Source organism: Streptomyces aurantiacus (genome assembly GCF_027107535.1).
GTDB lineage: Bacteria > Actinomycetota > Actinomycetes > Streptomycetales > Streptomycetaceae > Streptomyces.
Genome location: NZ_CP114283.1, coordinates 2879783 through 2905391, shown reverse-complemented (window position 1 = coordinate 2905391; position 25609 = coordinate 2879783). Strand labels below are relative to the sequence as shown.

Below are 25609 nucleotides of genomic sequence, written 5' to 3'. Positions count from 1 at the left end.
GTTTGTCCTTACGCAGCCTCACAGAGAGGGGGACACCGTTTCCGGTGTCCCCCTCAGGGCTGCTAGTCGCGGGCCGCGGTCAGATGCTCGGCGTGTTCCTGCAGTGAACGCACGCCCACGTCGCCGTGGTTGAGCGCGTCGATGCCCTGGACGGCGGCGGCGAGCGCCTGGACCGTCGTCAGGCACGGCACGGAGCGGGCGACGGCCGCGGTACGGATGTCGTAGCCGTCGAGGCGGCCGCCGGTGCCGTACGGCGTGTTGACGATGAGGTCGACCTCGCCCTCGTGGATGAGCTGGACGATCGTCTTCTCGCCGTTCGGGCCCTCGCCCTCGGACTGCTTGCGCACGACGACGGCGTTGATGCCGTTGCGCCTGAGCACCTCGGCCGTGCCGGACGTGGCGAGCAGTTCGAAGCCGTGGGCGACGAGTTCACGCGCCGGGAAGATCATCGAGCGCTTGTCGCGGTTGGCGACGGAGATGAAGGCGCGGCCCTTGGTCGGCAGCGGCCCGTAGGCGCCGGCCTGGGACTTGGCGTACGCCGTGCCGAACACCGAGTCGATGCCCATGACCTCGCCGGTGGAGCGCATCTCCGGGCCGAGGATCGTGTCGACGCCGCGGCCGTGGATGTCGCGGAAACGCGACCACGGCATGACGGCCTCCTTGACGGAGATCGGCGCGTCCAGCGGCAGTTCACCGCCGTCGCCGACGGCCGGCAGCAGGCCTTCCGCGCGCAGTTCGGCGACGGTCGCGCCCAGCGAGATCCGGGCGGCGGCCTTGGCGAGCGGCACCGCGGTCGCCTTCGAGGTGAAGGGGACGGTGCGCGAGGCGCGCGGGTTGGCTTCGAGGACGTACAGGATGTCGCCGGCCATCGCGAACTGGATGTTGATCAGTCCGCGCACGCCGACGCCCTTGGCGATGGCCTCGGTCGAGGCCCGCAGCCGCTTGATGTCGAAGCCGCCGAGCGTGATCGGGGGCAGCGCGCAGGCCGAGTCGCCGGAGTGGATACCGGCCTCCTCGATGTGCTCCATGACCCCGCCGAGGTACAGCTCGTGGCCGTCGTACAGCGCGTCCACGTCGATCTCGATCGCGTCGTCCAGGAAGCGGTCGACCAGGACCGGCCGGGAGGGGCTGATCTCGGTGGACTCGGCGATGTACGAGGACAGCCGTGCCTCGTCGTACACGATCTCCATGCCGCGCCCGCCGAGGACGTACGAGGGCCGGACGAGGACGGGGTAGCCGATCTCGTCCGCGATGGCCTTGGCCCCGGCGAACGTCGTGGCCGTGCCGTGCTTCGGCGCGGGAAGCCCGGCCTCCGCGAGCACCTGACCGAAGGCGCCGCGGTCCTCGGCGGCGTGGATCGCCTCGGGCGGCGTGCCCACGACCGGGACGCCGTTGTCCTTGAGCGCCTGGGAGAGGCCCAGCGGGGTCTGTCCGCCGAGCTGGACGATCACGCCCGCGATCGGGCCGGCGAGCGTCTCCGCGTGGACGATCTCCAGCACGTCCTCCAGCGTGAGCGGCTCGAAGTACAGCCGGTCGGAGGTGTCGTAGTCCGTGGAGACGGTCTCGGGGTTGCAGTTGACCATCACTGTCTCGTAGCCCGCGTCGCTCAGCGCGAAGGAGGCGTGGACACAGGAGTAGTCGAACTCGATGCCCTGGCCGATGCGGTTGGGGCCGGAGCCGAGGATGATCACCGCGGGCTTCTCGCGGGCCGCGACCTCGGTCTCCTCGTCGTACGAGGAGTAGAAGTACGGCGTCTTCGCCGCGAACTCGGCGGCGCAGGTGTCGACCGTCTTGTAGACCGGGCGTACGCCCAGCGCGTGCCGCACCTCGCGCACGACGTCCTCGCGCAGCCCGCGGATCTCGCCGATCTGGACGTCGGAGAAGCCGTGGCGCTTGGCCTCAGCGAGCAGCTCCGGGTCCAGCTTGTCGGCGGCGGCCAGCCCGTCCGCGAGCTCCTTGATCAGGAACAGCTGGTCCACGAACCACGGGTCGATCTTCGTCGCCTCGAAGACCTCCTCGGGCGTGGCGCCCGCGCGGATGGCCTGCATGACGGAGTTGATGCGCCCGTCGGTCGGCCGGATGGCCTCGGCCAGCAGTTCGGCCTTGTCGCCGGGCTCGCCGACGAACGTGAACTGGCTGCCCTTCTTCTCCAGCGACCGCAGCGCCTTCTGCAGCGCCTCGGTGAAGTTGCGGCCGATCGCCATGGCCTCGCCGACCGACTTCATGGTCGTGGTCAGTGTCGAGTCGGCCGAGGGGAACTTCTCGAAGGCGAATCGCGGGGCCTTGACGACGACGTAGTCGAGCGTGGGCTCGAAGGACGCCGGGGTCTTCTCCGTGATGTCGTTCGGGATCTCGTCAAGGGTGTAGCCGACGGCCAGCTTGGCGGCGATCTTGGCGATCGGGAACCCGGTCGCCTTCGACGCGAGGGCCGAGGAGCGCGACACACGCGGGTTCATCTCGATGACGATGATGCGGCCGTCGTCCGGGTTGACCGCGAACTGGATGTTGCAGCCGCCGGTGTCGACGCCGACCTCGCGGATGATCGCGATGCCGATGTCACGCAGGCGCTGGTACTCGCGGTCGGTCAGCGTCATCGAGGGCGCCACGGTGATCGAGTCGCCGGTGTGGACGCCCATCGGGTCGAAGTTCTCGATGGAGCAGACGACCACGACGTTGTCGTTCTTGTCGCGCATCAGCTCCAGCTCGTACTCCTTCCAGCCGAGGATGGACTCCTCCAGGAGCACCTCGGTGGTCGGCGAGAGCGTAAGGCCCTGGCCGGCGATCCGGCGCAGCTCCTCCTCGTCGTGCGCGAAGCCGGAGCCGGCGCCGCCCATGGTGAAGGAGGGGCGGACGACGACCGGGTAGCCGCCGAGCGTCTCGACGCCCGCGATCACGTCGTCCATGGAGTGGCAGATGACCGAGCGGGCGGACTCGCCGTGGCCGATCTTCGCGCGGACGGCCTCGACGACGCCCTTGAAGAGGTCGCGGTCCTCGCCCTTGTTGATCGCCTCGACGTTGGCGCCGATCAACTCGACGCCGTACTTCTCCAGCACCCCCTGCTCGTGCATGGAGATGGCGGTGTTGAGGGCCGTCTGGCCGCCCAGGGTGGGCAGCAGCGCGTCGGGCCGCTCCTTGGCGATGATCTTCTCGACGAACTCGGGGGTGATCGGCTCGACGTACGTCGCGTCGGCGATCTCCGGGTCGGTCATGATCGTCGCCGGGTTCGAGTTGACGAGGATGACCCGCAGGCCCTCGGCCTTGAGGACGCGGCAGGCCTGGGTCCCGGAGTAGTCGAACTCGGCGGCCTGACCGATGACGATCGGGCCGGAGCCGATGACCAGGACGGACTGGATATCGGAGCGCTTAGGCACGCTGGCCCTCCATCAGGACGGTGTTCATCAAAGACGTGAAGCGGTCGAACAGGTAGGCGGCGTCGTGCGGGCCCGCTGCCGCCTCGGGGTGGTACTGGACGCTGAACGCGGGCTGGTCGAGCAGCTGCAGCCCCTCGACGACCTGGTCGTTCAGGCAGACGTGGCTGACCTCGGCCCGCCCGTAGGGGGTCTCCGAGACCTTGTCGAGCGGCGCGTCGACGGCGAAGCCGTGATTGTGCGCGGTGACCTCGACCTTGCCGGTCGTACGGTCCTGCACGGGCTGGTTGATGCCCCGGTGCCCGTACTTGAGCTTGTAGGTGCCGAAGCCGAGGGCGCGGCCGAGGATCTGGTTGCCGAAACAGATGCCGAACAGGGGCGTCTTCCGCTCCAGCACGGCACGCATCAGGGCGACCGGGTGCTCGGCCTGCTCCGGGTCGCCGGGGCCGTTGGAGAAGAACACGCCGTCCGGGGCGACCGCGTAGATCTCCTCGACGGTCGCGGTGGCGGGCAGCACGTGCACCTCGATGCCGCGCTCGGCCATGCGGTGCGGGGTCATGCCCTTGATGCCGAGGTCCACGGCGGCGACGGTGTACTTCTTCTCGCCGATCGCGGGGACGACGTACGCCTCTTCGGTGGCCACCTCCTCGTAGAGGTTGGCGCCCTTCATCTCGGGAGCCCGGCGCACCTCGGCCAGCATGGTGGCGTCGTCGGGCAGGGTCCCGCCGGAGAAGATGCCGACGCGCATGGCGCCTCGCTCGCGCAGGTGGCGGGTGAGCGCGCGGGTGTCGATGCCGCTGATGCCGACGACACCCTGCGCGGCCAGCTCGTCGTCCAGCGTGCGCCGGGAGCGCCAGCTGGAGGGCACGCGCGCGGGGTCGCGTACGACGTATCCGGAGACCCAGATCTTCCGGGACTCCATGTCCTCGTCGTTGATGCCGGTGTTCCCGACGTGCGGGGCGGTCATCACGACGACCTGCCGGTGGTACGACGGGTCGGTGAGGGTCTCCTGGTAGCCGGTCATGCCGGTGGAGAACACCGCCTCCCCGAACGTCACCCCCACGGCCCCGTAGGCACGGCCGCGGAAGGTCCGGCCGTCCTCCAGGACGAGTACGGCGGGAGCCGCCTTCTGCCTCTGCGAGGCGGTCCCCTCAATGGAGGTCGTCATCGTGCGCCTTCCGTGTCGCTGCTCTTGTCGATCATGTGGTTCAGGGTGTCGACCCATTCGTTGTGCTCGGCCGCGCGGTCGGAGCGGAACCCGGAGTCGATCAGCCTGTCGCCGTGTTCCCAGGTGACGACGAGCAGACCGCCCTCGGTGAGGACCTTGCCCGCGATGCCCTTGTCGAGCCGGGCCTCGCGCAGCCGCTCGGCCGGGACGAAGAAGTCGGCCGCTCCGGGCCGTACGACGTCCAGTCCCGCGTCCGTCAGTGTCAGCTCGACCCGGCTGCGGGTGCCCAGACCGTGCGCCACGATGCGGTCGAGCCACTGACCGGCGGTGGTCGAACCGTGGTAGCGGCCGCTCATCGACAGCACCGTCAGTCTGGCGTCACCGGGCTCTTCCGGCGCGCCGGGCAGCTCGGGCAGGTCGCCCTGCAGCGTGCCGCGCCACTTCCAGCCCTCGCGCATCAGCCAATAGACGAGCGCGACGAACAGGACGAGGCCGACGAGCCAGCCGATCCGGGCGGCCCAGTCGGTCACTTCCGCGGACTTCTGTTCGACTGCGAGGTCGGTTGCGATCTCCGCTGCAAGGGGGGTGAGTGATGTCACGCGAGCTTCCCGTCGACGAGCGTGGCCCTGCCCCGCAGCCACGTGTGCGTGACACGGCCCGGCAGCTCACGACCCTCGTACGGAGTGTTGCGGCTGCGCGATGCGAAGCCCGCGGGGTCCACCTCACCACGGTATGCCGTGTCGACCAGCGTGAGGTTGGCGGGCTCACCTGCCGAGACGGGACGGCCGTGCCCCTGCGCCCGGCCGATCTCGGCGGGCTTGAGGGACATGCGGTCCGCGACGCCGGCCCAGTCGAGCAGCCCGGTCTCGACCATCGTCTGCTGGACGACGGAGAGCGCGGTCTCCAGGCCCACCATGCCCATGGCGGCGGCGGCCCACTCGCAGTCCTTGTCCTCGTGCGGGTGGGGGGCGTGGTCGGTGGCGACGATGTCGATCGTGCCGTCGGCGAGCGCCTCGCGCAGGGCCAGCACGTCGCGCTCGGTGCGCAGCGGCGGGTTGACCTTGTAGACGGGGTTGTACGAGCGCACCAGCTCCTCGGTGAGGAGCAGGTGGTGCGGGGTGACCTCGGCGGTGACGTCGATGCCGCGCGACTTGGCCCACCGCACGATCTCGACGGAGCCCGCGGTCGAGAGGTGGCAGATGTGGACGCGGGAGCCGACGTGCTCCGCGAGCAGCACGTCCCGGGCGATGATCGATTCCTCGGCCACGGCGGGCCAGCCGCCGAGCCCGAGTTCCGCGGAGACGATGCCCTCGTTCATCTGGGCGCCCTCGGTGAGGCGGGGCTCCTGCGCGTGCTGGGCGACGACGCCGCCGAAGGCCTTCACGTACTCCAGCGCGCGTCGCATGATCACGGCGTCGTCGACGCACTTGCCGTCGTCCGAGAAGACGGTGACGCCGGCGGCGGACTCGTGCATCGCGCCCAGTTCGGCGAGCTTCTTGCCCTCCAGGCCGACGGTGACGGCTCCGATGGGCTGCACGTCGCAGTAGCCGTGCTCCCGGCCGAGCCGGTAGACCTGCTCGACGACGCCGGCGGTGTCGGCGACCGGGAAGGTGTTGGCCATCGCGAAGACGGCCGTGTAGCCGCCGCTCGCGGCGGCGCGCGTGCCGGTCAGGACCGTCTCGGAGTCCTCGCGGCCGGGCTCGCGCAGATGGGTGTGCAGGTCGACGAGCCCCGGCAGGAGCACCTTGCCGTCGGCCTCGACGACCTCGGCGCCCTCGGCGGACAGGCCGGCACCGACGGCGGCGACGGTCTCGCCGTCGATCAGGACGTCCTGCGGCTCGCCACCGAGCACCCGCGCACCACGAATAAGGATCTTGCCCATGAGTCTTACTTCTCCTCGGTACGGGTGTGGGTGACGGCGGGTTCGTTGCCGCCGAGCAGCAGATAGAGCACGGCCATCCGGATGGAGACACCGTTGGTGACCTGCTCGATCGCCGTGCAGCGGTCGGAGTCGGCGACCTCGGCGGTGATCTCCATACCGCGGACCATCGGGCCGGGGTGCATCACGATGGCGTGCTCGGGCATCCGCGCCATGCGGTCGCCGTCGAGCCCGTAGCGCCGCGAGTACTCGCGCTCGGTGGGGAAGAACGCCGCGTTCATCCGCTCGCGCTGGACACGCAGCAGCATCACCGCGTCGGACTTGGACAGCGTGCTGTCGAGGTCGTACGAGACCTCGCAGGGCCAGGTCTCGACGCCTACGGGGACCAGGGTCGGCGGGGCCACGAGGGTGATCTCGGCGCCGAGGGTGTGGAGCAGGTCGACGTTCGAGCGGGCCACGCGGCTGTGCAGGATGTCGCCGACCAGCGTGATGCGCTTGCCGGCCAGGTCCTGGCCGAGGCCCGCGTCCCGGCCGACGAGCCGGCGCCGCATCGTGAAGGCGTCCAGCAGCGCCTGGGTGGGGTGCTGGTGGGTGCCGTCCCCGGCGTTGATGACGGCGGCGTCGATCCAGCCGGACGTCGCGAGGCGGTACGGCGCTCCGGATGCGCCGTGCCGGATGACGACGGCGTCGACGCCCATCGCCTCCAGCGTCTGGGCGGTGTCCTTCAGGGACTCGCCCTTGGAGACGCTGGACCCCTTGGCGGTGAAGTTGATGACGTCGGCGGAGAGGCGCTTCTCGGCGGCCTCGAAGGAGATCCGGGTCCGGGTCGAATCCTCGAAGAAGAGGTTGACGACGGTGCGGCCGCGCAGGGTCGGCAGTTTCTTGATCGGCCGGTCGGCGACCCGGGCCATCTCCTCGGCGGTGTCGAGGATCAGGACGGCGTCGTCGCGGGTGAGGTCGGCGGCCGAGATGAGATGACGCTGCATCTTTCAGGCTCCGTAAGGCAGTTCAGGTCGGGAAGCGGCGCCCTGGGTGTGCCCTGGAGGCACGGCCGGGCAGGCGGGGGGGCGCGTGGACGCGGCGTACGGCGGGGCCGTACGGCCGGGTGCTACTGCTGCCCGCCCGGGGCGGTCTGCTTCACACCGAGCAGGACGGTGTCGCGACCGTCCTCCTCGGCGAGCTGGACCTTGACCGTCTCCCGCAACGACGTGGGGAGGTTCTTGCCGACGTAGTCGGCGCGGATCGGGAGTTCGCGGTGACCGCGGTCGACGAGGACCGCGAGCTGCACGGCGCGCGGGCGGCCGATGTCGTTCAGCGCGTCGAGGGCGGCGCGGATGGTGCGGCCGGAGAAGAGCACGTCGTCGACGAGGACGACCAGCCGTCCGTCGATCCCGTCACCGGGGATGTCGGTACGGGCCAGCGCGCGCGGCGGATGCATGCGCAGGTCGTCGCGGTACATGGTGATGTCGAGGGAGCCGACCGGGATCGTGCGGCCGGTGATCTCCTGGAGCTTGGCGGCGAGCCGCTGGGCCAGGAAGACGCCCCGGGTCGGGATGCCGAGGAGCACCACGTCGTCGGCACCCTTGGCGCGCTCGACGATCTCGTGGGCGATGCGGGTCAGTACCCGAGCGATGTCGGGTGCTTCCAGTACGGGCCGCGCATCGGACTCGTACTGCTGCTTCTGCTGATCAGTGTCCATACGAAACGGACCCCCTTCTCCGCCTCACGGGACGGATCATTAAAGGACGTCGGAATTGCGCCATCAACGGTACCAGCCCGGCAATGCCCCTGATCACCACCCTCGTCCCGGGCGTCACCCCCTTGCGCGGAGAGGCCGGTCCGGACCATTCGGCTTGACGAGGCAGAGTCACGCTGCGTAACCTCACAGTGAGTCACCAGCCGCGCGGCCGAGCCGCACGTCGACACCGTGTCCGGGGAGCCATATGTCCAGCGAATACGCCAAACAGCTCGGGGCCAAGCTCCGCGCCATCCGTACCCAGCAGGGCCTTTCCCTCCACGGCGTCGAGGAGAAGTCCCAGGGCCGCTGGAAGGCGGTCGTGGTCGGTTCGTACGAGCGCGGCGACCGCGCCGTGACCGTACAGCGTCTCGCGGAGCTGGCGGACTTCTACGGCGTGCCCGTGCAGGAGCTGCTCCCGGGCACCACGCCGGGCGGAGCGGCCGAGCCGCCGCCGAAGCTGGTGCTGGACCTGGAGCGGCTGGCCCACGTGCCGGCCGAGAAGGCGGGTCCCCTGCAGCGCTACGCGGCGACGATCCAGTCCCAGCGCGGCGACTACAACGGCAAGGTGCTGTCGATCCGCCAGGACGACCTGCGCACACTCGCCGTCATCTACGACCAGTCGCCCTCGACGCTCACCGAGCAGCTGATCAGCTGGGGCGTCCTGGACGCGGACGCGCGCCGCGCGGTCTCCCACGACGAGGGCTGACCCGCACCAGCACTGAGAAGAAACGTGCCGCCGGGGTGGCCGCAACCAAGTGGTTCCGGCCACCCCGGCGGCTTTCTGCGGGCCTCCGGGGCCTCGGACGCACAGGAACGCCGGAGGGCCCCCAGCGCGAGGCTGGGGGCCCTCCGGCGTTCTCTATGGTGCGTGTCCGCGCCCAAGGGCGCGAGGACCTGCGCGTACCGGCCCAGGACGACCCGCGCGTCACTTCGGAGCGCGCGGAGCGCCGAGGGTCAGACGTCGTCCCGGCGCAGCGAGGACTTGAGCTCCTTGAAGCGGCCGAGCAGGCCGTTCACGAAGGCGGGCGACTCGTCCGTGGAGAACTCCTTGGCGAGCTGCACCGCCTCGTCGAGCACGACCGCGTCCGGGGTCTCGTCCACCCAGATCAGTTCGTAGGCACCGAGGCGCAGGATGTTGCGGTCGACGACCGGCATCCTGTCGAGCGTCCAGTCGACGGCGTACTGCGAGATGAGCTCGTCGATGCGCTTCGCGTAGGTCGCGTAGCCCTCGACCAGCTGCATCGTGTACTCGCTCACCGGCGGCTGCCGGGTGTCGGACCGGGAGTGCCGGATCCAGTCCCCGAGGACCGTCTGGACGTCCACGCCGCGCTGGTCACCCTCGAAGAGGATCTGGAAGGCGCGCTTGCGGGCCGTATTGCGGGCAGCCACGGTTAGCTGTTCACCCGGCCGAGGTAGTCGCTGGAGCGGGTGTCGACCTTGATCTTCTCGCCGGTGGTGATGAAGAGCGGCACGTTGATCTGGTGGCCGGTCTCCAGGATGGCGGGCTTGGTGCCACCCGTGGAGCGGTCGCCCTGGACACCGGGCTCGGTCTCCTGGACGACGAGCTCGACGGCGGCCGGCAGCTCGACGAAGAGCACCTCGCCCTCGTGCTGCGCCACGGTGGCGGTGAAGCCCTCGATCAGGAAGTTGGCGGCGTCGCCGACGGCCTTGCGGTCGACCATGAGCTGGTCGTAGGTCTCCATGTCCATGAAGACGAAGTACTCGCCGTCCATGTACGAGAACTGCATGTCGCGCTTGTCGACAGTGGCCGTCTCGACCTTGACGCCGGCGTTGAACGTCTTGTCGACGACCTTGCCGGAAAGCACGTTCTTCAGCTTGGTGCGCACGAAGGCCGGGCCCTTGCCGGGCTTGACGTGCTGGAACTCGACGACGGACCAGAGCTGGCCCCCGTCGAGCTTGAGCACCAGGCCGTTCTTGAGGTCGTTCGTGGAAGCCACGGTTGCGGAATCTCCTGGACTGACGTGGACGACCCCGGTGGCACGCGCACGGCTCGAAGCTAGAGCGCGAGCAGTTCCTTGGTCGTGATGGTGAGTAGCTCGGGTCCGCCGTCCGCCTCGGGGCGCACGACGAGCGTGTCATCGATCCGGACGCCGCCCCGTCCCGGGAGGTGGACCCCCGGTTCGACGGTGACCGGCACGCAAGCGTCCAGTTTACCCATGGCCGCGGGGGCCAACTGCGGGTCCTCGTCGATTTCGAGCCCCACGCCGTGTCCGGTCAGCGGAGGGAGGCCCTCCGTGTACCCCGCGGAGTCCAGTACCTGGCGGGCCGCGCGGTCCACGTCACGGTAGGCGGCGCCGGGCACCAGGGCCTCCCGGCCGGCCCGCTGGGATGCGAAGACGAGGTCGTACAGCTCGATCTGCCAGTCGGCGGGCGAGGTGCCGATGACGAAGGTACGGCCGATCTCACCGCGGTATCCGCGGTAGGCCGCTCCGAGGCAGACGGAGAGAAAATCCCCTTCCTCGACCCGTCGGTCGGTGGGCCGGTGGCCGCGGCGCCCGGAGTTCGGGCCCGTGCCGACCGACGTCCGGAAGGCCGGCCCGTCGGCTCCGTGGTCGACCAGGCGGCGTTCCAGCTCCAGCGCGAGATGCCGTTCGGTGCGGCCCACCAGGATCGACTCGAGGAGTTCCCCCAGGGCCTGGTCGGCGATCTCGGCGCCGATGCGCAGGCAGGAGATCTCCTCCTCGTCCTTGATCACGCGCTGCTGTTCGACGGCTCCGCCGAGGTCGCCGAGGCGCAGCCGGGGTGCCACCGAGACGATCGCCCGGTGCCGGCTCACGGTCAGATGGTGTTCCTCCACGGCGAGGGAGTCGGCGCCCTGGGCCGCGGCGAGATCCGCGGCGGCGACGGCGGGGTCGCCCCCGGGGCTCGGCAGCGCGTGAATCCGCAGGCCCTCGTCCGGACGGCCCTCACCGGCCGCGGTCTCGGGGGGAGCGCCGTACACGAGCAGGTCCTCGGTCTTGCCCAGCAGGAGAACGGCGTCGTGCGGTGCCGCGCCCGTGAGATATCGGACGTTGGCGGGGCGGGAGATCAGCGCCGCGACACTGCCGCTCGCGTTGCAGCGTTCCCGTAGCCGCGCTCGGCGGGCCTCGTACACCTCGGACATGGGACGAGCGTAGGAGCTGTGCCCGGGGAGCGCCGGTCGAGTGGGGCCGAGTGGGCGGGAGCCGAACGGAGGACGGGGTCCGGCCGGAGGCTGTTCTCCGGGTGCGGGGCTGCGGGGGTCTGTCGCGCAGTTCCCCGCGTCCCTGATGGGCCGGACTCAGCTCCCCCGGAAGTTCCCTACCACTGGGGCGGGCTTGCGATGGACCTCGCCAGTACGTCGTCCAGGACCCGGGCCGTCTGCGGTACGTCGAGCTGGGAGTTGTCGATGATCGGCAGGCCCGACCCGTACCAGCCGGCCATCCTGCCGTGGATGCGGGCCACTTCCTCGTCGCTGAGACGGCGGTTTCCGGAGCGCTCGGCGTTGCGCTCCAGGACTATCTCCAGGCCCGGCAGGAGGACGACCGGCAGCAGGCCGGGTCCGACGTGCCGCTTCCAGCCGCCGAGGCCCACGACGGGCCGGTCGGGGAAGACGGCGTCGTCGAGGATGCAGGAGATGTTGTTGGCCAGGAAGTTGCGGGCGGCGAAGCCGCAGGTGCGGCGGGCGAGACGGTACTGCGCCTCCGAGCCGTCGTTCCACCCCGACTGCGGGTCGGCGAAACCCGAGCGCACCCATTCACGCACGTCGTCCAGGCTGATGTGCGCGGTGGGCACCCGGCGGTGGTCCGCCCAGTACTTGGCGACGCTGGTCTTGCCCGCGCCCGCGGGCCCGATGAGCAGCACGGCGAGCGTCGTGGACGTCGGGTCGGGGGTGCCGGTCGCGGGCGGCGCGCTCGGCATCGGGACGGGGCCGCCCGGCGGCAGCTGTACGTGGCCCGTGGTGTCCGGCGTCGGCGGTGCGGGAGCGTGGTGCGGGATCGTGTGGTGCGGCGCGGGCGGATGACCCGGCGGGTGCGGGGCGGCGGGCCCGGTCGGCGCTCCGGCGAAACCGGGCGGCGGACCCGCGGGCGGGTTCACCTGCGCCGGTCCCGGGTGCGGGCCCGCGTGTGTACCCGGGTGGTGCGGTCCCGTGTGTTGCGCGGCCCCGGACCAGCCCGCGGCCGGTCCGTGCCCCTGCTGGTGGGGCGGCGGCAGCGGAGGCCCCACTGCGTGCTGCATCCGGTGCCACTCCGTCTCGTACAGGCAATGGGCGCTGGCAGCGAGACACCAGCCCCGCTCCCCTACCGAACGGTACCGTCCCCGGGCGCCGTTTGGTGAACGGCCGGGGACGGCCCGAAGTGCCCGTCCGCGTAAGGCACATCGCCCCAGGTGTCGCCCGCGGGCGCTATTCGCCCACTTCGCCGTAGGCGGCGAGGAGTACCGCCGGGTCGGGGCCCTCCAGGACGGTGGGCTTGGCCAGGCCGTCCAGAACAATGAAGCGGAGCAGGTTGCCGCGGGACTTCTTGTCGACCTTCATGGTCTCCAGGAGCTTGGGCCACTGGTCGTAGCGGTAGGCCAGCGGCAGCCCGACGGACTCCAGGATCGTGCGGTGCCGGTCCGCCGTCGCGTCGTCCAGCCGCCCCGCCAGACGGCCCAGTTCCGCCGCGAAGTGCATGCCGACCGCCACCGCGGCGCCGTGCCGCCACTGGTAGCGCTCGTTCTTCTCGATGGCGTGGGCGAGGGTGTGGCCGTAGTTGAGGATCTCCCGCAGCCCGGCCTCCTTCAGGTCGGACGAGACGACCTCGGCCTTGACCTTGATGGAGCGCTCGATGAGCTCGGCGGTGTGCGGCCCGGCGGGGGTACGGGCGCCCTGCGGGTCGGCCTCGATGAGCTCGAGGATCTCCGGGTCGGCGATGAAACCCGCCTTGATGATCTCGGCGAGCCCCGACACGAAGTCGTTGACCGGCAGAGAGTCCAGGGCGGCCAGGTCGCACAGCACGCCGGCGGGCGGGTGGAAGGCGCCGACGAGGTTCTTGCCCTCGGCGGTGTTGATGCCGGTCTTGCCGCCGACCGCGGCGTCCACCATGGCCAGCACGGTCGTCGGCACGGCGATCCAGCGCACTCCGCGCAGCCAGGTCGCGGCGACGAACCCGGCCAGGTCGGTGGTGGCGCCGCCGCCGACGCCGACGATCACGTCGGTGCGGGTGAAGCCGGACTGCCCGAGCGCCTTCCAGCAGTAGGCGGCGACCTCGGCGGTCTTGGCCTCCTCCGCGTTGGGCACCTGGATGGCTACGGCCTCGAAGCCCTGACCGGCGAGGTCCGCGCGCAGCGCGTCACCGGTCTCGGCGAGCGCCTCGGGGTGGATCACCGCGACGCGCTGGGCCCGCTCCCCCACCAACGCGCCCAGCTCTCCGAGCAGTTGGCGGCCGACCAGGACCTCGTACGGCTCGCTGCCCGCCGTGCCACCGACGTGGATCCGCGTCACTGCCTCGCTCATGCTTCCTTCAACTCCAGTGCGTCGAGGACCGCTTGGGTGACCTCGTCGGGGGTACGGCCGTCGGTTGCCACCACCGCACCGGCGACCTCGCTGTACAGGTGACGGCGGGCGTCCATCAACTCACGCCACTGCCGGCGCGGGTTGACCGCCAGCAGCGGCCGGGCCGCGTTCAGCCCCGTGCGCTGCACGGCTTCCTCGACGTCCATCGAGAGATACACGACGGGATGCCCGGCGAGCAGGGCCCGGGTGTCCGCGTCGAGGACGGAGCCGCCGCCCAGCGCAAGGACGCCGTCGTGTTCCGCCAGGGCCCGGCGCACGGCCTGCTTCTCGAGGGCGCGGAAGGCCGGTTCGCCCTCGTCCACGAAGATGTCCGCGATGGTGCGGCCCTGCTCGGCCACGATGTCCTCGTCGGTGTCCCGGTAGCGGCAGCCCAGCCGCTGCGCGAGGAGCGCCCCCACCGTGGACTTGCCGACTCCCATCGGGCCGACCAGCACCACTGTGGGACCGGTCATCGCACGACCAGGTTCTCGAGGTACGACTCGACGTTGCGCCGGGTCTCCGGCACGCTGTCCCCGCCGAACTTCTCCGCGACCGCGTCCGCCAGGACCAGCGCAACCATCGCCTCGGCGACGATCCCCGCCGCCGGCACCGCGCACACGTCCGAGCGCTGGTGGTGCGCCTTGGTCGCCTCGCCGGTCGCCACGTCGATGGTCGCCAGCGCCCGCGGGACCGTGGCGATGGGCTTCATCGCCGCCCGTACGCGCAGCAGTTCGCCCGTCGTCAGACCGCCCTCGGTGCCACCGGAGCGGCCCGAGGTGCGCCGGATGCCCTCGTCGGTGTGGACGATCTCGTCGTGCGCCTTGGAGCCGGGCACCCGCGCGAGATCGAAGCCGTCGCCGACCTCCACGCCCTTGATCGCCTGAATGCCCATCAGCGCCGCCGCCAGCCGGGCGTCGAGGCGCCGGTCCCAGTGCACGTGCGAGCCGAGCCCCACCGGCACGTTGTACGCCAGGACCTCGACCACACCACCGAGGGTGTCGCCGTCCTTGTGGGCCTGGTCGATCTCCGCGACCATCGCCTTCGAGGCGTCCGCGTCCAGGCAGCGCACCGGATCCGCGTCCAGCCTCTCGACGTCGGCGGGGGTCGGCAGGACGCCGTAGGGGGCCTTCGCCGCGGCCAGCTCCACCACGTGCGAGACGACCTCGATGCCGGCGGTCTCCTTCAGGTACGAGCGGGCCACCGCGCCCAGTGCCACCCGCGCCGCGGTCTCCCGGGCGGACGCCCGCTCCAGGATCGGCCGCGCCTCGTCGAACCCGTACTTCTGCATACCGGCGAGGTCGGCGTGGCCGGGCCGCGGCCGGGTCAGCGGGGCGTTGCGCGCCAGCTCACCCAGGACCTGCGGGTCCACCGGGTCGGCCGCCATCACCTGCTCCCACTTGGGCCACTCGGTGTTGCCCACCATCACCGCGACCGGCGAGCCCAGCGTCAGACCGTGACGCACGCCGCCCAGGAAGGTGACCTCGTCCCGCTCGAACTTCATCCGCGCACCGCGCCCGTAACCCAGGCGTCGCCGGGCCAGGTGATCCGCCACCATGCCGGTGGTGATCGGCACGCCGGCGGGAAGACCCTCCAGCGTCGCCACAAGTGCGGGTCCGTGGGACTCCCCCGCGGTCAGCCAGCGCAACCTGCTCAACGGATCTCCTCATACTCGCGACCTGGTACTGCGTCCTGCCTGTGCGTACACGCGTCCTCGCGTACGGCGACGGCGTGGCCGGGTGCGCGGCCCTGGCCCGCCACCGTCGATCCTCCCACGTCCGGGCCCCCTGTTCGGCCTCAGGTCCACCAGGCGGACGCCTGTCCGGTCATACCGTGGTGTCGTCCTGCCGGGCCCGCGGGGCGTAAGCGCCCAGGTAGTCGGCGCCGCGGCCCTGCTCGTACCGCGCCGCCGCGTGGACGGGCTGAGCGGAGCGCACCGCCCGCCGGTACGCGAGCCTGCGCTTCACCTTCAGGGCCCAGTACGCGAGGACGGCCAGCACCACGAGCCCGAGCCCGGCGCTCTTCGCCCAGTCCGGCAGGAACCCGAACACCGCTTGGAAGATCTCCGACTTCCAGGATGCCTGTGTCACGTGCATGGATCAGTCCCCCGATTCCCCCGACGCCGCCCCCTGCGGAATCGAAAACCGGATCCTAGCGGGCCGCCCTATCGGGCCGCGAGGGCTTTCTCGCCCGCCGTCCGCATGGCGTCGAGCGGGGCCGGAGCGAGGTCCGTCATCTGCTCGACCTGGAGGACCGCCTGGTGCACCAGCAGGTCGAGGCCGCTGACGACGGCGCCTCCGTAGGCGGACCAGCGGGCCGCGAGGTCGGTCGGCCACGGTTCGTACAGGACATCGAAGAGGGTGGCGGGCCGCCCGGGGACGGACGAGGCGAGGGCGTCGGTGGCGCCCGCCGGAGTGGTCGCGATCACCAGTGGGGCAGTCAGTGCCCGCTCGGCGTCCGCCCAGTCCGCCGTACGCACCTCGATGTCGAGCCGTTCGCCCCACTGCCGCATCTCGGCGGCGCGCGCCGGGCTGCGGACGTAGGCGACGACCTCGCCCGTGCAGATCCGGGCGAGCGCGGCCAGCGCGGAGGAGGCGGTGGCGCCCGCTCCGAGGATCGCCGCGGAGTCCACCTGCTCGATGCCCCGCTCCCGCAGGGCGGCGACGATCCCGGGGATGTCGGTGTTGTCGCCGGTACGGCGTCCGTCCTCCGTGAACACCACCGTGTTCACCGCCTCGACGCAGGAGGCGGTCTCACTGATCTCGTCGAGCAGCGGAATCACCACACGCTTCAACGGCATGGTCAGCGAGAGCCCGGCCCACTCGGGGCCGAGCTTCTCCAGGAATGCGGGCAGCGTCGCCTCGTCGACCTCGAAACGGTCGTACGACCAGTCGGCCAGGCCCAGTTCCCCGTAAGCGGCGCCATGCAGCACCGGGGAAAGGGAATGGGCGATCGGAGAGCCGAGAACGGCGGCTCGGCACCGCCGGTCCCCGTCAGTCCTTGTTACGCCGTTCATTGAATTTCTGCACCAGCTTCTCGTGCTCGGGCAAGGTCTTGGTGAAGTCGGTCTTCTTGCCGTCGATGGAGATGAAGAACATCCACGCACCGCCGTCCGGATTCAACGCCGCCTTGAGCGCGTCATTGCCCGGATTTCCGATAGGACCGGGCGGAAGACCCTTGTAGAAGTACGTGTTGTACGGGTCGTCGTAGTTCCGGATCTCGGCGACCGAGATATCGATCTTGCTCTGACCCTTGAGGTAGTTGTACGTCGAGTCGAACTCGAGTTTCTGGTTGGTGATGTCGTTCGTCGACTTCAGACGGTTGTAGACGACGGCTGCCATCTTCCTGAAGTCGTCGTGCGTGATGCCCTCGGCCTGGACGAGGCTCGCGACGGTGATGACCTGCAGCGGGCTCTCCAGACCGAGCTCCTCCGCCTTCGCCTCCAGGTCGTGCTTCGCGTACTCCCTCTTGGCCTGCGACACCATGTCCTTCAGGACCGCCTCGGGCTTCATGCCCTTGGCGGCGGGATAGGTCGCCGGGTAGAGGAATCCTTCCAGCGGATCCTTGATGTCGCTGTTGTCGTTCGCCCAGTCCGGAAGTCCGAGACTCTTGTACTTCTTCTCGGCGACCTTCTTGGTACTGCCCTTGGAAAGTCCCAGCTGCTTGTCGATCGCCTCGTACACCGTGACGTTGCGCTGCCCCTCCCTGACAACCAGATTGTTCTGGCTCTTGGGATCGAGCATCAGCGCGACAGCGCTTTCTGCGGACATCTCCTTCTTCAGCAGATAGGAGCCCGACTGGATCTTGTCGCCGTTCGAATTCTGCGACTGGGCCGCCACGAAGGCGTCCACACTCTTCACGACACCCGCGGCCTTCAGCTTCTGGCCGATCACAGATCCGAAAGCACCCTTGGGAATCACCACGGTCACCTGCTCACTCGTGCCGTCCCCCGCGAAGTCGGGCGCCGTGCCGAAACGATTTTGGTAGAACTGGTAGCCGAAATAGCCGACTCCGCCGATCACCGAGGTGAAGACGAGCGTCACGACCAGACAGGCGAAACCGCTCCGGCGTTTCGTCTCGCCTTTGCCCTTGCCTTTGCCTTTGCTTCCCTTGCCGCGCCGCCGGCTCTGCGGGTCGTCATCGGTGTCGGGGTCGTCATCGTCGTCGCCGGCGCCCGCGAAGAAGGCGTGCTCACCCTGGTCCGGGCCCGGGTCCCAGTCGGTCTGCTGCGGTTCCGGCTCCGCGCGGCGCCGGCTCGGCGGTTCCGGCGGCGGATACGCGTCAGGGGTGCTGTAGTAGTCGGGCTGCTGACCGCCGTATGCCGCGGGCTGACCGCCATAGGGGTCGTTCGGGTCGCCGCCGTACGGCACCTGGTGCTGCTGCTGGTACTGCTGCCCCGTGTCCCAGCCGCCGTCGTGGTACTGCTGACCGTTCTGGTCGTACTGCTGGCCGCCCTGGTCGTGGTAGCCCTGCCCGCCCTGGCCGTTGTACTGCTGCGGCGGCTGTCCCCCGTACTGCTGCGACTCCTGGACGTAGTGCTGCTGCTGACCCTGGGCGTACTGCTGCTGACTCTGGTCGTAGCCACCGGGCTGCTGGCCCGTGCCCCAGTCGCCGTACTGCTGCTGCGGCTGCTCCGGATAGTGCTGCGGCTGGCCGCCGTAGGGGGACTGGGCCGCGTGGGCCTCCTGTCCTCCCCATCCGCCGTCCCCGTACAACGGGTCCTCGGGATGCCACGGTTCGGAGCCCGGGCCCCGGCCATACTCAGTCATCGATCCCCTAGAGCCGCGAGGCGGCGGTCGCGTGGTGGCTGTGGCTCGGCTCCCGTCCGCCTCTCTCTTGAGCGGAGGCTATTCGAACACCACCGCATCGCGCGGAACGTTACCGTACCGCGATCAGCTGACCACTTCGACGCCCTCGCCCGGAGATGTACCTGACGCCCGTTCGGACTCCAGTGCCTGCTGGAGGATGATCACGGCCGCTGCCTGGTCGATGACCGATCTGCCCTTCTTGGACTTCACGCCCGAGGCGCGCAGTCCCTGACTGGCCGTCACTGTGGTCATCCTCTCGTCCACGAGCCGCACCGGAACGGGTGCGATACCGCGGGCGAGCGCCTGGGCGAAGGCACGGACCTTGACGGCGGCCGGTCCCTCGCCCCCCTTGAGGGAACGAGGGAGTCCGACGACGACCTCGATCGGTTCGTACTCCTCGACGAGTTGCCCGAGCCGCCGGTGGGCGGCGGGGACATCGCGTCCCGGCACCGTCTCCACCGGGGTGGCGAGGATCCCGTCGGGGTCGCACGAGGCGACCCCGATCCGGGCGTCCCCGACGTCGATGGCGAGACGGCGGCCGCGGCGCATGACCCGCTCGCCGTCGCTCACTTGGCGGTCTCGGCCACAAGGCGCTCGACGGCGTCGGTGGCCTCACCGATGGCGGCCGGGTTCTGGCCGCCGCCCTGGGCGACGTCCGGCTTGCCGCCACCGCCGCCGCCGAGGGTCTTGGCGGCCGTACGCACCAGATCACCGGCCTTGAGGCCACGCTCGCGGGCGGCCTCGTTCGTGGCGATGACCGTCAGGGGCTTTCCGTTGACCGCCGTGAACAGGGCGACCACGGCGGCCCGTCCGCCCTGGATGCGGCCGCGGACGTCGAGGACCAGCCTGCGCAGGTCGTCGGCGGTCGTACCGTCCGGGACCTGGCCGGTGACCAGGGCGACGCCGTTCACGTCCTTGGCGGAACCGGCGAGACCGGCGGCGGCCTGGAGGACCTTCTCCGCACGGAACTTCTCGATCTCCTTCTCGGCGTCCTTCAGCTTGCCGAGCATGGCCGAGACCTTCTCCGGAAGCTCCTCCGGACGCCCCTTGATCAGCTCCTGGAGCTGGGCGACAACCGTGTGCTCACGGGCAAGGAAGTTGTAGGCGTCGACACCGACGAGGGCCTCGATACGACGTACACCGGAACCGATCGACGACTCGCCGAGCAGCTTCACCAGGCCCAGCTGGGCGGTGTTGTGCACGTGCGTGCCGCCGCACAGCTCCTTCGAGAAGTCGCCGATGGTGACGACCCGCACGCGCTCGCCGTACTTCTCGCCGAACTCGGCGATGGCGCCCTGCTTCTTGGCCTCGTCGATGCTGAGGATCTCCGCGTGCACGTCCAGGTCGCGGGCGAGCACCTCGTTGATCTTCTGCTCGACATCCGTCATCACGGCCGTGGGCACGGCGGCCGGGGAGCCGAAGTCGAAGCGGAAGCGGCCGGGCTGGTTCTCGGAACCGGCCTGGGCGGCCGTCGGGCCGAGAGCGTCGCGCAGGGCCTGGTGCGTGAGGTGCGTGGCCGAGTGGGCGCGGGCGATGGCCGTGCGGCGGCGCCCGTCGATGACGGCCTGGGCCTTGGCCCCGACGGTGACCTCGCCGACCTGGACGACGCCTTTGTGGACGTACACCCCGGGGACCGGCTTCTGGCAGTCGCGGACCTCGATCACGGCGCCGGTGTCGATCCTGATGCGGCCGGTGTCGCCGATCTGGCCGCCGCCCTCGGCGTAGAACGGGGTGCGGTCGAGGACGATCTCGACCTCGTCGCCCTCGGTGGCGGCCGGCGAGGAGGCACCGTCGACGAGGATGCCGACGACCGTGGACTCGCCCTCGATGTTCGTGTAGCCGATGAAGTCGGTCTCGCCGGCGGCGTCGGCGATCTCACGGTAGGCGCCCATGTCGGCGTGGCCGGTCTTCTTGGCCTTGGCGTCGGCCTTGGCGCGCTCCCGCTGCTCCTTCATCAGGCGCCGGAAGCCGTCCTCGTCCACGGAGAGGCCCTGTTCGGCGGCCATCTCCAGGGTGAGGTCGATCGGGAAGCCCCAGGTGTCGTGGAGCAGGAACGCCTTGTCTCCGGACAGGACCTGGCCGCCGGCGGCCTTGGTCTCCGTGACGGCGGTGTCGAGGATGTTCGTGCCGCCCTTGAGGGCCTTGAGGAAGGCGGCCTCCTCGGCGAGGGCCACGGTCTCGATGCGCTTGCGGTCGGTGACGAGCTCCGGATACTGCCGGCCCATCATCTCGATCACGACGTCGACGAGGTCCTTGACCACCAGACCGGTGGCGCCGAGCAGGCGCATGTTGCGGATGGCGCGGCGCATGATGCGGCGCAGCACGTAGCCGCGGCCCTCGTTGCCCGGGGAGACGCCGTCGCCGATGAGCATCACGGACGTCCGCATGTGGTCGGTGACCACGCGCAGCGAGACGTCGGAGTCCTTGCCGGCGCCGTACTCGACACCGGTCAGCTCGGTGGCCTTCCTGATGACGGCCATGGAGGTGTCGATCTCGTACAGGTTCTGCACGCCCTGCAGGATCATGGCGAGGCGTTCCAGGCCGAGGCCGGTGTCGATGTTCTGGCTCGGCAGGTCGCCGAGGATCTCGAAGTCCTCCTTCGAGGTGCCCTCGCCGCGCTCGTACTGCATGAAGACGAGGTTCCAGATCTCCACGTACCGCTCGTCGTTGACGGCGGGGCCGCCCTCGACGCCGAACTCGGGGCCGCGGTCGTAGTTGATCTCGGAACACGGGCCGCAGGGGCCCGGGACGCCCATGGACCAGTAGTTGTCCTTCTTGCCGAGACGCTGGATGCGCTCCTTGGGGACGCCGACGACCTCGTGCCAGATGCGCTCGGCCTCGTCGTCCTCCAGGTAGACGGTGATCCAGAGCTTCTCCGGCTCCAGGCCGTAACCGCCCTTGTCCTGAGGGCTGGTGAGCAGCTCCCAGGCGTACTTGATGGCGCCTTCCTTGAAGTAGTCGCCGAAGGAGAAGTTGCCGCACATCTGGAAGAACGTGCCGTGCCGGGTGGTCTTGCCGACCTCTTCGATGTCCGGCGTGCGCACACACTTCTGGACGCTGGTGGCGCGGTCGAACGGCGGCTTGACCTCACCCAGGAAGTAGGGCTTGAAGGGCACCATGCCGGCCGGGACCAGGAGCAGAGTCGGGTCGTCCGCGATGAGCGACGCCGAAGGGACGACGGTGTGACCGCGCTCCTCGAAGAAGCTCAACCAGCGGCGACGAATCTCGGCCGACTCCATCAGTGGTCCTCATTCCGGTTGTACGAGTACGTCGACCTCTCGACGTACGTCGGGTTCTTGCTGTACTTCGGGTCGTTGCTGTTCTCGATGGCGGCGACGCGGCGCGGGGAGGGCAGTTCGGGATCGGTGTTCAGCCCGAGGGCCTCGCCGAGTTCCGCTTCGCGCTGGGCCATTCCGTCGCGGACGTCGAGTGCGAAGTCCTTGAGACGGTGACCCGCCGCGATCGCCTTGTCGGCGGCCTGGGCCGCGAGACTCTCGGGCGTCAGCTGCCTGATCTTGCGGTTGACCTTGGTGGTGGCCCACACGCCGGCTGCTGCGCCCGCGGTGAACCAGAACGTACGGCGGAACATCGCTGCGTCAGTCCTTCTTCCGCTTTCCCCGTCGCGCCGACGGGACGGTGCGGCCCACGATCACGGTGCGCCGCGCGGGCTTGGTGGGCGTGTCGTCGCCGCGGCCGCCCATGGCCCGGCGCACGCCGTAGCCGAACGCCGCCACCTTCACCAGGGGTCCGCCGAACGTCGAGGCGACGGTCGAGGAGAGCGCCGACGCGTTCGACGTGACTTCCTGGACGTCCGATGCGATCGCGTCGACCCGGTCGATCTGGGTCTGTGCGGAGCGCACGGCCGCGGAGGCGTCCGCGAGGAGCGGGACCGTCTGTTCGGTCACGTCCGCGACGAGCTTGGTGGTCGCCCTGAGCGTCTGGGCCAGCCTCGCGAGTGCCACCGCGAGGAAGGAGACCAGAATCGCCCAGAAGACGGCCACCAGGATCCCGGCCACCTCTCCACCGGACACTGCGCACCCGCTCCCTGGATTCGTGCCTCACCATTGAAAAGTCGTCCCCCGAGCCTATCGCGCCGGGGCCGCGGCTCCGTACCGGATTACCGTCCGCCGGAACCGCGGTTGTCCGCAGCGATTGTACGGAGCGCTTACGGATGAGTACGCTCCGTTGCCCATGCGGCGTTCTGAGGGTTCACGGGGTTCCGGTGCGGGAGAGGACGGTCATCGGGCCGGCGGTCTTCCCCTGGAGCTCAACCCGTTCGTGGGCCGCTCGGCCGAACTGACCCTGCTGGGCGCGGCCCTCGAAGCGAGCCGGCTGGTGACGGTGACGGGCGTGGGCGGGGTCGGCAAGTCGCGGCTGGCGGCGCGGGCGGCGGCCCGGGTCCGGCCGCGCGACGGGGTGTGGCGCGTGGAGCTGTCCGCGCTGCGCGAGCCGGAACTCGTCGAGTACGCGGTCCTGGAGTCGCTGGGTCTGACGGATCACACGTCACGGCCACCGCGCCGGGTACTGCTTGAGCACCTCGCGGAGCGTGAACTCCTGCTCGTGATCGACGGGTTCGAGCATCTGGTGGACGCGTGCGCATCCCTGATCGGTGCGCTGCTGCGGCGCGCGGCGGGCCTGCGGGTCCTCGCCGCGGGGCGCAGGCCGCTCTCGCTGGAGGGAGAGCGGGTCCTCCCCCTGGCGCCGCTGACGGAGGAGGAGGCGGCGGAGCTGTTCGCGGACCGGGCCGCCGCCGGCGCTCCGGGCTTCGCGCTGGACGACGGCAACCGTGCGGACGTGCTCGACCTGTGCCGACGGCTCGACGGCATCCCGCTCGCCGTCGAACTGGCCGCGGGACGGCTGCGCGCCCTCTCCCCCGCACAGCTGCTGGCCCGGCTCGACGACCGCTTCCGGCTCCTGACGGGTGGCGGACGGGACGCGCTGCCGCGCCATCAGACCCTGCGTACGGCGATCGGCTGGAGCCATGAGCTGTGCACACCCGAGGAGCGGCTGATGTGGTCGCGGCTCTCGGTGTTCGCCGGGCAGTTCGACCTGGAGGCCGTCGAGTACGTGTGCGGGGGCGACGGCCTGCATCCCGACAACATCCTCGACGTGCTCGGCGAGCTGCTCGCCCAGTCGGTGGTCACCCGCGAGGACACCCCGGCGGGCGTGCGCTACCGGATGCTGGACACGGTCCGGGCGTACGGCGCGGACTGGCTGGAGGCCACGGACGACGGGGTACGGCTGCGGCGCCGCCATCGGGACTGGTACATGGGGCTCGCGACCTGGTGCGAGCTGGACTGGTTCTCGCCCCGGCAGCGCGAGGTGGCCGCGCGGGTGGAGGCGGAGCTGCCGAATCTGCGCCGCGCCCTGGAGCACTGTCTGGGCGAGCCGGACGGCGGGCATCTCGGCCAGTACCTCGCGGGGACCCTCTGGTTCTACTGGGTGGGCTGCGGCCGGCTGTCGGAGGGACGGCACTGGCTGGAGCGGAGTGTGGGCCTGCCCACGGAGCACGAGCGCTCGCGGCTGAAGGCGCTGTGGGTGCTCGGCTACGTGGCGATCCTGCAGGGCGATCCGGTGCCCGCGTCCGCCGCGCTCGACGAGTGCCGTCAGAAGGCGGAACGCGGCCGGAACGCCACCGCGCTGGCCTACGCCGAGCACCGCACCGGCTGTCTGGCCCTGGTCACCGACGACATGCCCCGCGCGCAGACACTGCTGCGTTCCGCGCTCGACCGCTATCACGAGATCGGCGAGCTCAACAGCAACGTCCTGATGGCGCAGGTCGAGCTGGCGATGGCGCTGGCCTTCCAGGGAGATCTGCCGGGCGCGGTGCGACTGTGCGAGGAGGTGCGCCGGATCTGCGAGGACCACGGGGAGCGCTGGTCCCTCTCCTACGCGCTGTACGTGCTGGCGTACGCGGCCTGGACCGAGGGTGATCTGCCGCGGGCGCGGCTGCTGTTGACCGAGTGCCTCGACATCAACCATGTCTTCCACGACCTGCTCGGCACGGTCCTGGCGGTGGAACTGCTCGCGCTGGTCACCGTGGCGGAGGGCGACGCCTTCGAGGCCGCGGTGCTCCAGGGTTGCGCGTCCCGGATGTGGCCGTCGGTGGGTCTGCCGCTGTTCGGCTCCGCCTACTACAACGCCCCGCACGAGCAGTGCGAGGCGACGGCCCGGGAACGGCTGGGCGACGAACGGTACGAGGAGTGCGTACGGGCGGGGGCGCGGCTCGGCCGTGAGGCCGCGGTGGGCCGGGCGCTGGGGCGCATCCGGCCGCGGCCGCTCGGCGCGCTGCCCGCACCGCGTGGCATTGTCACGCCCCCTGACCTGCGCAAAACCGCCGGCTCACCCACCCGAGAGCGCGGGGAGACAGCGGGCTGAAGGGCGGCTCGTCCACGCGGCGGCGTCCACGCACGCGACAGCCCGCCGCTTCCCCGCCGGTGATGGGCGGGGAAGCGACGGGCTGAGGCAGGCGCGAAGCCGGTGGTGCCGTCCGCTGGATCAGCGGGCGTAGTACTCGACGACGAGCTGCTCGTCGCAGATCACCGGGATCTCCTTGCGGTTCGGCTCGCGGTCCAGGCGGAAGGCCAGGGCGCCGAGGTTCACCTGGAGGTAGCGCGGGGTCTCGCCGTCGGGGGCGAAGCCACCGGCACGGGCGACCTCGAACAGCGTCTTGCTGCGGCTGCGCTCGCGGACCATCACGACGTCGTCGGGACGGACACGGAACGACGGCTTGTCGACCTTGCCGCCGTTGACCTCGATGTGGCCGTGGACGACCATCTGGCGGGCCTGGTAGATCGTGCGGGCGATGCCCGAACGCAGAACCAGGGCGTCGAGACGACGCTCCAGCTCGATGACCAGGGCCTCACCGGTCTTGCCCTGCGTCTTGGCGGCACGCTCGTAGGCGCGGACGAGCTGGCGCTCGGACACGTCGTACTGCGCGCGCAGACGCTGCTTCTCCAGCAGACGGACCTTGTAGTCCGAGTTCTGCTTACGGCCACGACCGTGCTCACCCGGCGGGTAGGGGCGGGCCTCGAAGTACTTGACGGCCTTCGGGGTCAGCGCGATGCCGAGGGCACGCGACTTCTTGACCTTGGGGCGGGACTGGTTCGGCATGAACCAAACACCTCGTGTTTCTG

Annotated in this window: 23 protein-coding genes; 2 read left to right on the top strand and 21 right to left on the bottom strand. The window is 70.3% G+C overall.

The window, feature by feature from the left end; translation table 11 throughout:
• Positions 1–62 precede the first annotated feature (62 nt).
• From carB to pyrR, 6 genes are all read right to left on the bottom strand, one after another.
• On the bottom strand, positions 63–3371 hold the full coding sequence (gene carB, locus O1Q96_RS14590) for a carbamoyl-phosphate synthase large subunit (protein WP_269248569.1): 3309 nt from the start codon (positions 3369–3371) through the stop codon (positions 63–65).
• A complete protein-coding gene (carA, locus tag O1Q96_RS14585) occupies positions 3364–4536 on the bottom strand; it encodes a glutamine-hydrolyzing carbamoyl-phosphate synthase small subunit (RefSeq protein ID WP_269248568.1) in 1173 nt (390 codons plus the stop codon). Before carA ends, carB begins: the two co-directional genes overlap by 8 nt.
• Positions 4533–5135 carry a PH-like domain-containing protein gene (locus tag O1Q96_RS14580; RefSeq protein WP_269248567.1) on the bottom strand — a complete coding sequence of 201 codons (603 nt, stop codon included), beginning with the start codon at positions 5133–5135 and terminating at the stop codon, positions 4533–4535. The genes carA and O1Q96_RS14580 overlap by 4 nt, the downstream gene beginning before the upstream one ends.
• On the bottom strand, positions 5132–6418 hold the full coding sequence (locus O1Q96_RS14575; protein ID WP_269248566.1) for a dihydroorotase: 1287 nt from the start codon (positions 6416–6418) through the stop codon (positions 5132–5134). Before O1Q96_RS14575 ends, O1Q96_RS14580 begins: the two co-directional genes overlap by 4 nt.
• 5 nt (positions 6419–6423) lie before the next feature.
• Positions 6424–7401 (bottom strand): aspartate carbamoyltransferase catalytic subunit, encoded by a 978-nt coding sequence (locus O1Q96_RS14570; RefSeq protein WP_269248565.1) that lies wholly within the window; start codon positions 7399–7401, stop codon positions 6424–6426.
• A gap of 122 nt (positions 7402–7523) precedes the next feature.
• Positions 7524–8114 (bottom strand): bifunctional pyr operon transcriptional regulator/uracil phosphoribosyltransferase PyrR, encoded by a 591-nt coding sequence (gene pyrR, locus O1Q96_RS14565; RefSeq protein ID WP_269248564.1) that lies wholly within the window; start codon positions 8112–8114, stop codon positions 7524–7526.
• 244 nt (positions 8115–8358) lie between these two features.
• On the opposite strand from pyrR, the gene bldD reads away from it, so the two are divergent.
• Complete coding sequence (gene bldD / locus O1Q96_RS14560; RefSeq protein WP_217457085.1) at positions 8359–8859, top strand: transcriptional regulator BldD; 501 nt, start codon at positions 8359–8361, stop codon at positions 8857–8859.
• A 248-nt stretch (positions 8860–9107) separates the two neighbouring features.
• On the opposite strand, the gene nusB is transcribed toward bldD, so the two are convergent.
• The 14 genes from nusB to O1Q96_RS14490 all read right to left on the bottom strand — a co-directional run bounded on the left by nusB (position 9108) and on the right by O1Q96_RS14490 (position 22504).
• A complete protein-coding gene (nusB, locus tag O1Q96_RS14555) occupies positions 9108–9542 on the bottom strand; it encodes a transcription antitermination factor NusB (protein WP_217457087.1) in 435 nt (144 codons plus the stop codon).
• A 2-nt stretch (positions 9543–9544) separates the two neighbouring features.
• The gene (efp, locus tag O1Q96_RS14550; RefSeq protein WP_269248563.1) at positions 9545–10111 is read right to left on the bottom strand and encodes an elongation factor P; all 567 of its coding nucleotides are present in this window, start codon (positions 10109–10111) and stop codon (positions 9545–9547) included.
• A gap of 59 nt (positions 10112–10170) precedes the next feature.
• Positions 10171–11277 carry a M24 family metallopeptidase gene (locus O1Q96_RS14545; protein WP_269248562.1) on the bottom strand — a complete coding sequence of 369 codons (1107 nt, stop codon included), beginning with the start codon at positions 11275–11277 and terminating at the stop codon, positions 10171–10173.
• Between the two features lie 176 nt (positions 11278–11453).
• Positions 11454–12371, bottom strand: a complete 918-nt coding sequence (locus tag O1Q96_RS14540) for a Pro-rich N-terminal domain-containing protein (protein WP_269248561.1) — start codon at positions 12369–12371, stop codon at positions 11454–11456.
• 166 nt (positions 12372–12537) lie between these two features.
• Entirely contained in the window at positions 12538–13629 is a 1092-nt protein-coding gene (aroB, locus tag O1Q96_RS14535) for a 3-dehydroquinate synthase (RefSeq protein WP_269248560.1), read from the bottom strand.
• Positions 13626–14141 carry a shikimate kinase gene (locus tag O1Q96_RS14530; RefSeq protein ID WP_269248559.1) on the bottom strand — a complete coding sequence of 172 codons (516 nt, stop codon included), beginning with the start codon at positions 14139–14141 and terminating at the stop codon, positions 13626–13628. The genes aroB and O1Q96_RS14530 overlap by 4 nt, the downstream gene beginning before the upstream one ends.
• Complete coding sequence (aroC, locus tag O1Q96_RS14525; RefSeq protein ID WP_269248558.1) at positions 14138–15322, bottom strand: chorismate synthase; 1185 nt, start codon at positions 15320–15322, stop codon at positions 14138–14140. The genes O1Q96_RS14530 and aroC overlap by 4 nt, the downstream gene beginning before the upstream one ends.
• A gap of 169 nt (positions 15323–15491) precedes the next feature.
• Positions 15492–15761, bottom strand: coding sequence for a hypothetical protein (locus O1Q96_RS14520; RefSeq protein ID WP_269248557.1), 270 nt, complete (start codon positions 15759–15761; stop codon positions 15492–15494).
• Positions 15762–15829: 68 nt separating this feature from the next.
• Positions 15830–16681 (bottom strand): shikimate dehydrogenase, encoded by an 852-nt coding sequence (locus O1Q96_RS14515; RefSeq protein ID WP_269248556.1) that lies wholly within the window; start codon positions 16679–16681, stop codon positions 15830–15832.
• Positions 16659–18434, bottom strand: coding sequence for an endolytic transglycosylase MltG (gene mltG, locus O1Q96_RS14510; protein WP_269248555.1), 1776 nt, complete (start codon positions 18432–18434; stop codon positions 16659–16661). The genes O1Q96_RS14515 and mltG overlap by 23 nt, the downstream gene beginning before the upstream one ends.
• Before the next feature lie 123 nt (positions 18435–18557).
• Entirely contained in the window at positions 18558–19022 is a 465-nt protein-coding gene (ruvX, locus tag O1Q96_RS14505; protein WP_269253599.1) for a Holliday junction resolvase RuvX, read from the bottom strand.
• A gap of 17 nt (positions 19023–19039) precedes the next feature.
• Positions 19040–21712, bottom strand: coding sequence for an alanine--tRNA ligase (alaS, locus tag O1Q96_RS14500; protein ID WP_269248554.1), 2673 nt, complete (start codon positions 21710–21712; stop codon positions 19040–19042).
• Positions 21712–22062: a DUF6167 family protein gene (locus O1Q96_RS14495; protein WP_217457098.1), complete on the bottom strand. Its 351-nt coding sequence runs from the start codon at positions 22060–22062 to the stop codon at positions 21712–21714. Before O1Q96_RS14495 ends, alaS begins: the two co-directional genes overlap by 1 nt.
• Positions 22063–22069: 7 nt before the next feature.
• Positions 22070–22504: a DUF948 domain-containing protein gene (locus tag O1Q96_RS14490; protein ID WP_217457099.1), complete on the bottom strand. Its 435-nt coding sequence runs from the start codon at positions 22502–22504 to the stop codon at positions 22070–22072.
• A 160-nt stretch (positions 22505–22664) separates the two neighbouring features.
• Between O1Q96_RS14490 and O1Q96_RS14485 the strand changes: the two genes are divergently transcribed.
• On the top strand, positions 22665–24851 hold the full coding sequence (locus O1Q96_RS14485; RefSeq protein ID WP_269248553.1) for an ATP-binding protein: 2187 nt from the start codon (positions 22665–22667) through the stop codon (positions 24849–24851).
• Positions 24852–24971: 120 nt separating this feature from the next.
• Here O1Q96_RS14485 and rpsD read toward each other — a convergent pair whose 3' ends face one another.
• On the bottom strand, positions 24972–25586 hold the full coding sequence (rpsD, locus tag O1Q96_RS14480; protein ID WP_217457101.1) for a 30S ribosomal protein S4: 615 nt from the start codon (positions 25584–25586) through the stop codon (positions 24972–24974).
• Positions 25587–25609: the final 23 nt, after the last annotated feature.

Coding starts and splice junctions, on each gene's coding strand:
- carA (WP_269248568.1), bottom strand. CDS start 4,536: ATGACGACCTCCATTGAGGGGACCGCCTCGCAGAGGCAGAAGGCGGCT.
- O1Q96_RS14575 (WP_269248566.1), bottom strand. CDS start 6,418: ATGGGCAAGATCCTTATTCGTGGTGCGCGGGTGCTCGGTGGCGAGCCG.
- O1Q96_RS14570 (WP_269248565.1), bottom strand. CDS start 7,401: ATGCAGCGTCATCTCATCTCGGCCGCCGACCTCACCCGCGACGACGCC.
- pyrR (WP_269248564.1), bottom strand. CDS start 8,114: ATGGACACTGATCAGCAGAAGCAGCAGTACGAGTCCGATGCGCGGCCC.
- bldD (WP_217457085.1), top strand. CDS start 8,359: ATGTCCAGCGAATACGCCAAACAGCTCGGGGCCAAGCTCCGCGCCATC.
- O1Q96_RS14545 (WP_269248562.1), bottom strand. CDS start 11,277: ATGTCCGAGGTGTACGAGGCCCGCCGAGCGCGGCTACGGGAACGCTGC.
- O1Q96_RS14540 (WP_269248561.1), bottom strand. CDS start 12,371: ATGCAGCACGCAGTGGGGCCTCCGCTGCCGCCGCCCCACCAGCAGGGG.
- aroB (WP_269248560.1), bottom strand. CDS start 13,629: ATGAGCGAGGCAGTGACGCGGATCCACGTCGGTGGCACGGCGGGCAGC.
- O1Q96_RS14530 (WP_269248559.1), bottom strand. CDS start 14,141: ATGACCGGTCCCACAGTGGTGCTGGTCGGCCCGATGGGAGTCGGCAAG.
- O1Q96_RS14520 (WP_269248557.1), bottom strand. CDS start 15,761: ATGCACGTGACACAGGCATCCTGGAAGTCGGAGATCTTCCAAGCGGTG.
- O1Q96_RS14515 (WP_269248556.1), bottom strand. CDS start 16,681: ATGAACGGCGTAACAAGGACTGACGGGGACCGGCGGTGCCGAGCCGCC.
- mltG (WP_269248555.1), bottom strand. CDS start 18,434: ATGACTGAGTATGGCCGGGGCCCGGGCTCCGAACCGTGGCATCCCGAG.
- ruvX (WP_269253599.1), bottom strand. CDS start 19,022: ATGCGCCGCGGCCGCCGTCTCGCCATCGACGTCGGGGACGCCCGGATC.
- alaS (WP_269248554.1), bottom strand. CDS start 21,712: ATGGAGTCGGCCGAGATTCGTCGCCGCTGGTTGAGCTTCTTCGAGGAG.
- O1Q96_RS14495 (WP_217457098.1), bottom strand. CDS start 22,062: ATGTTCCGCCGTACGTTCTGGTTCACCGCGGGCGCAGCAGCCGGCGTG.
- O1Q96_RS14485 (WP_269248553.1), top strand. CDS start 22,665: ATGCGGCGTTCTGAGGGTTCACGGGGTTCCGGTGCGGGAGAGGACGGT.
- rpsD (WP_217457101.1), bottom strand. CDS start 25,586: ATGCCGAACCAGTCCCGCCCCAAGGTCAAGAAGTCGCGTGCCCTCGGC.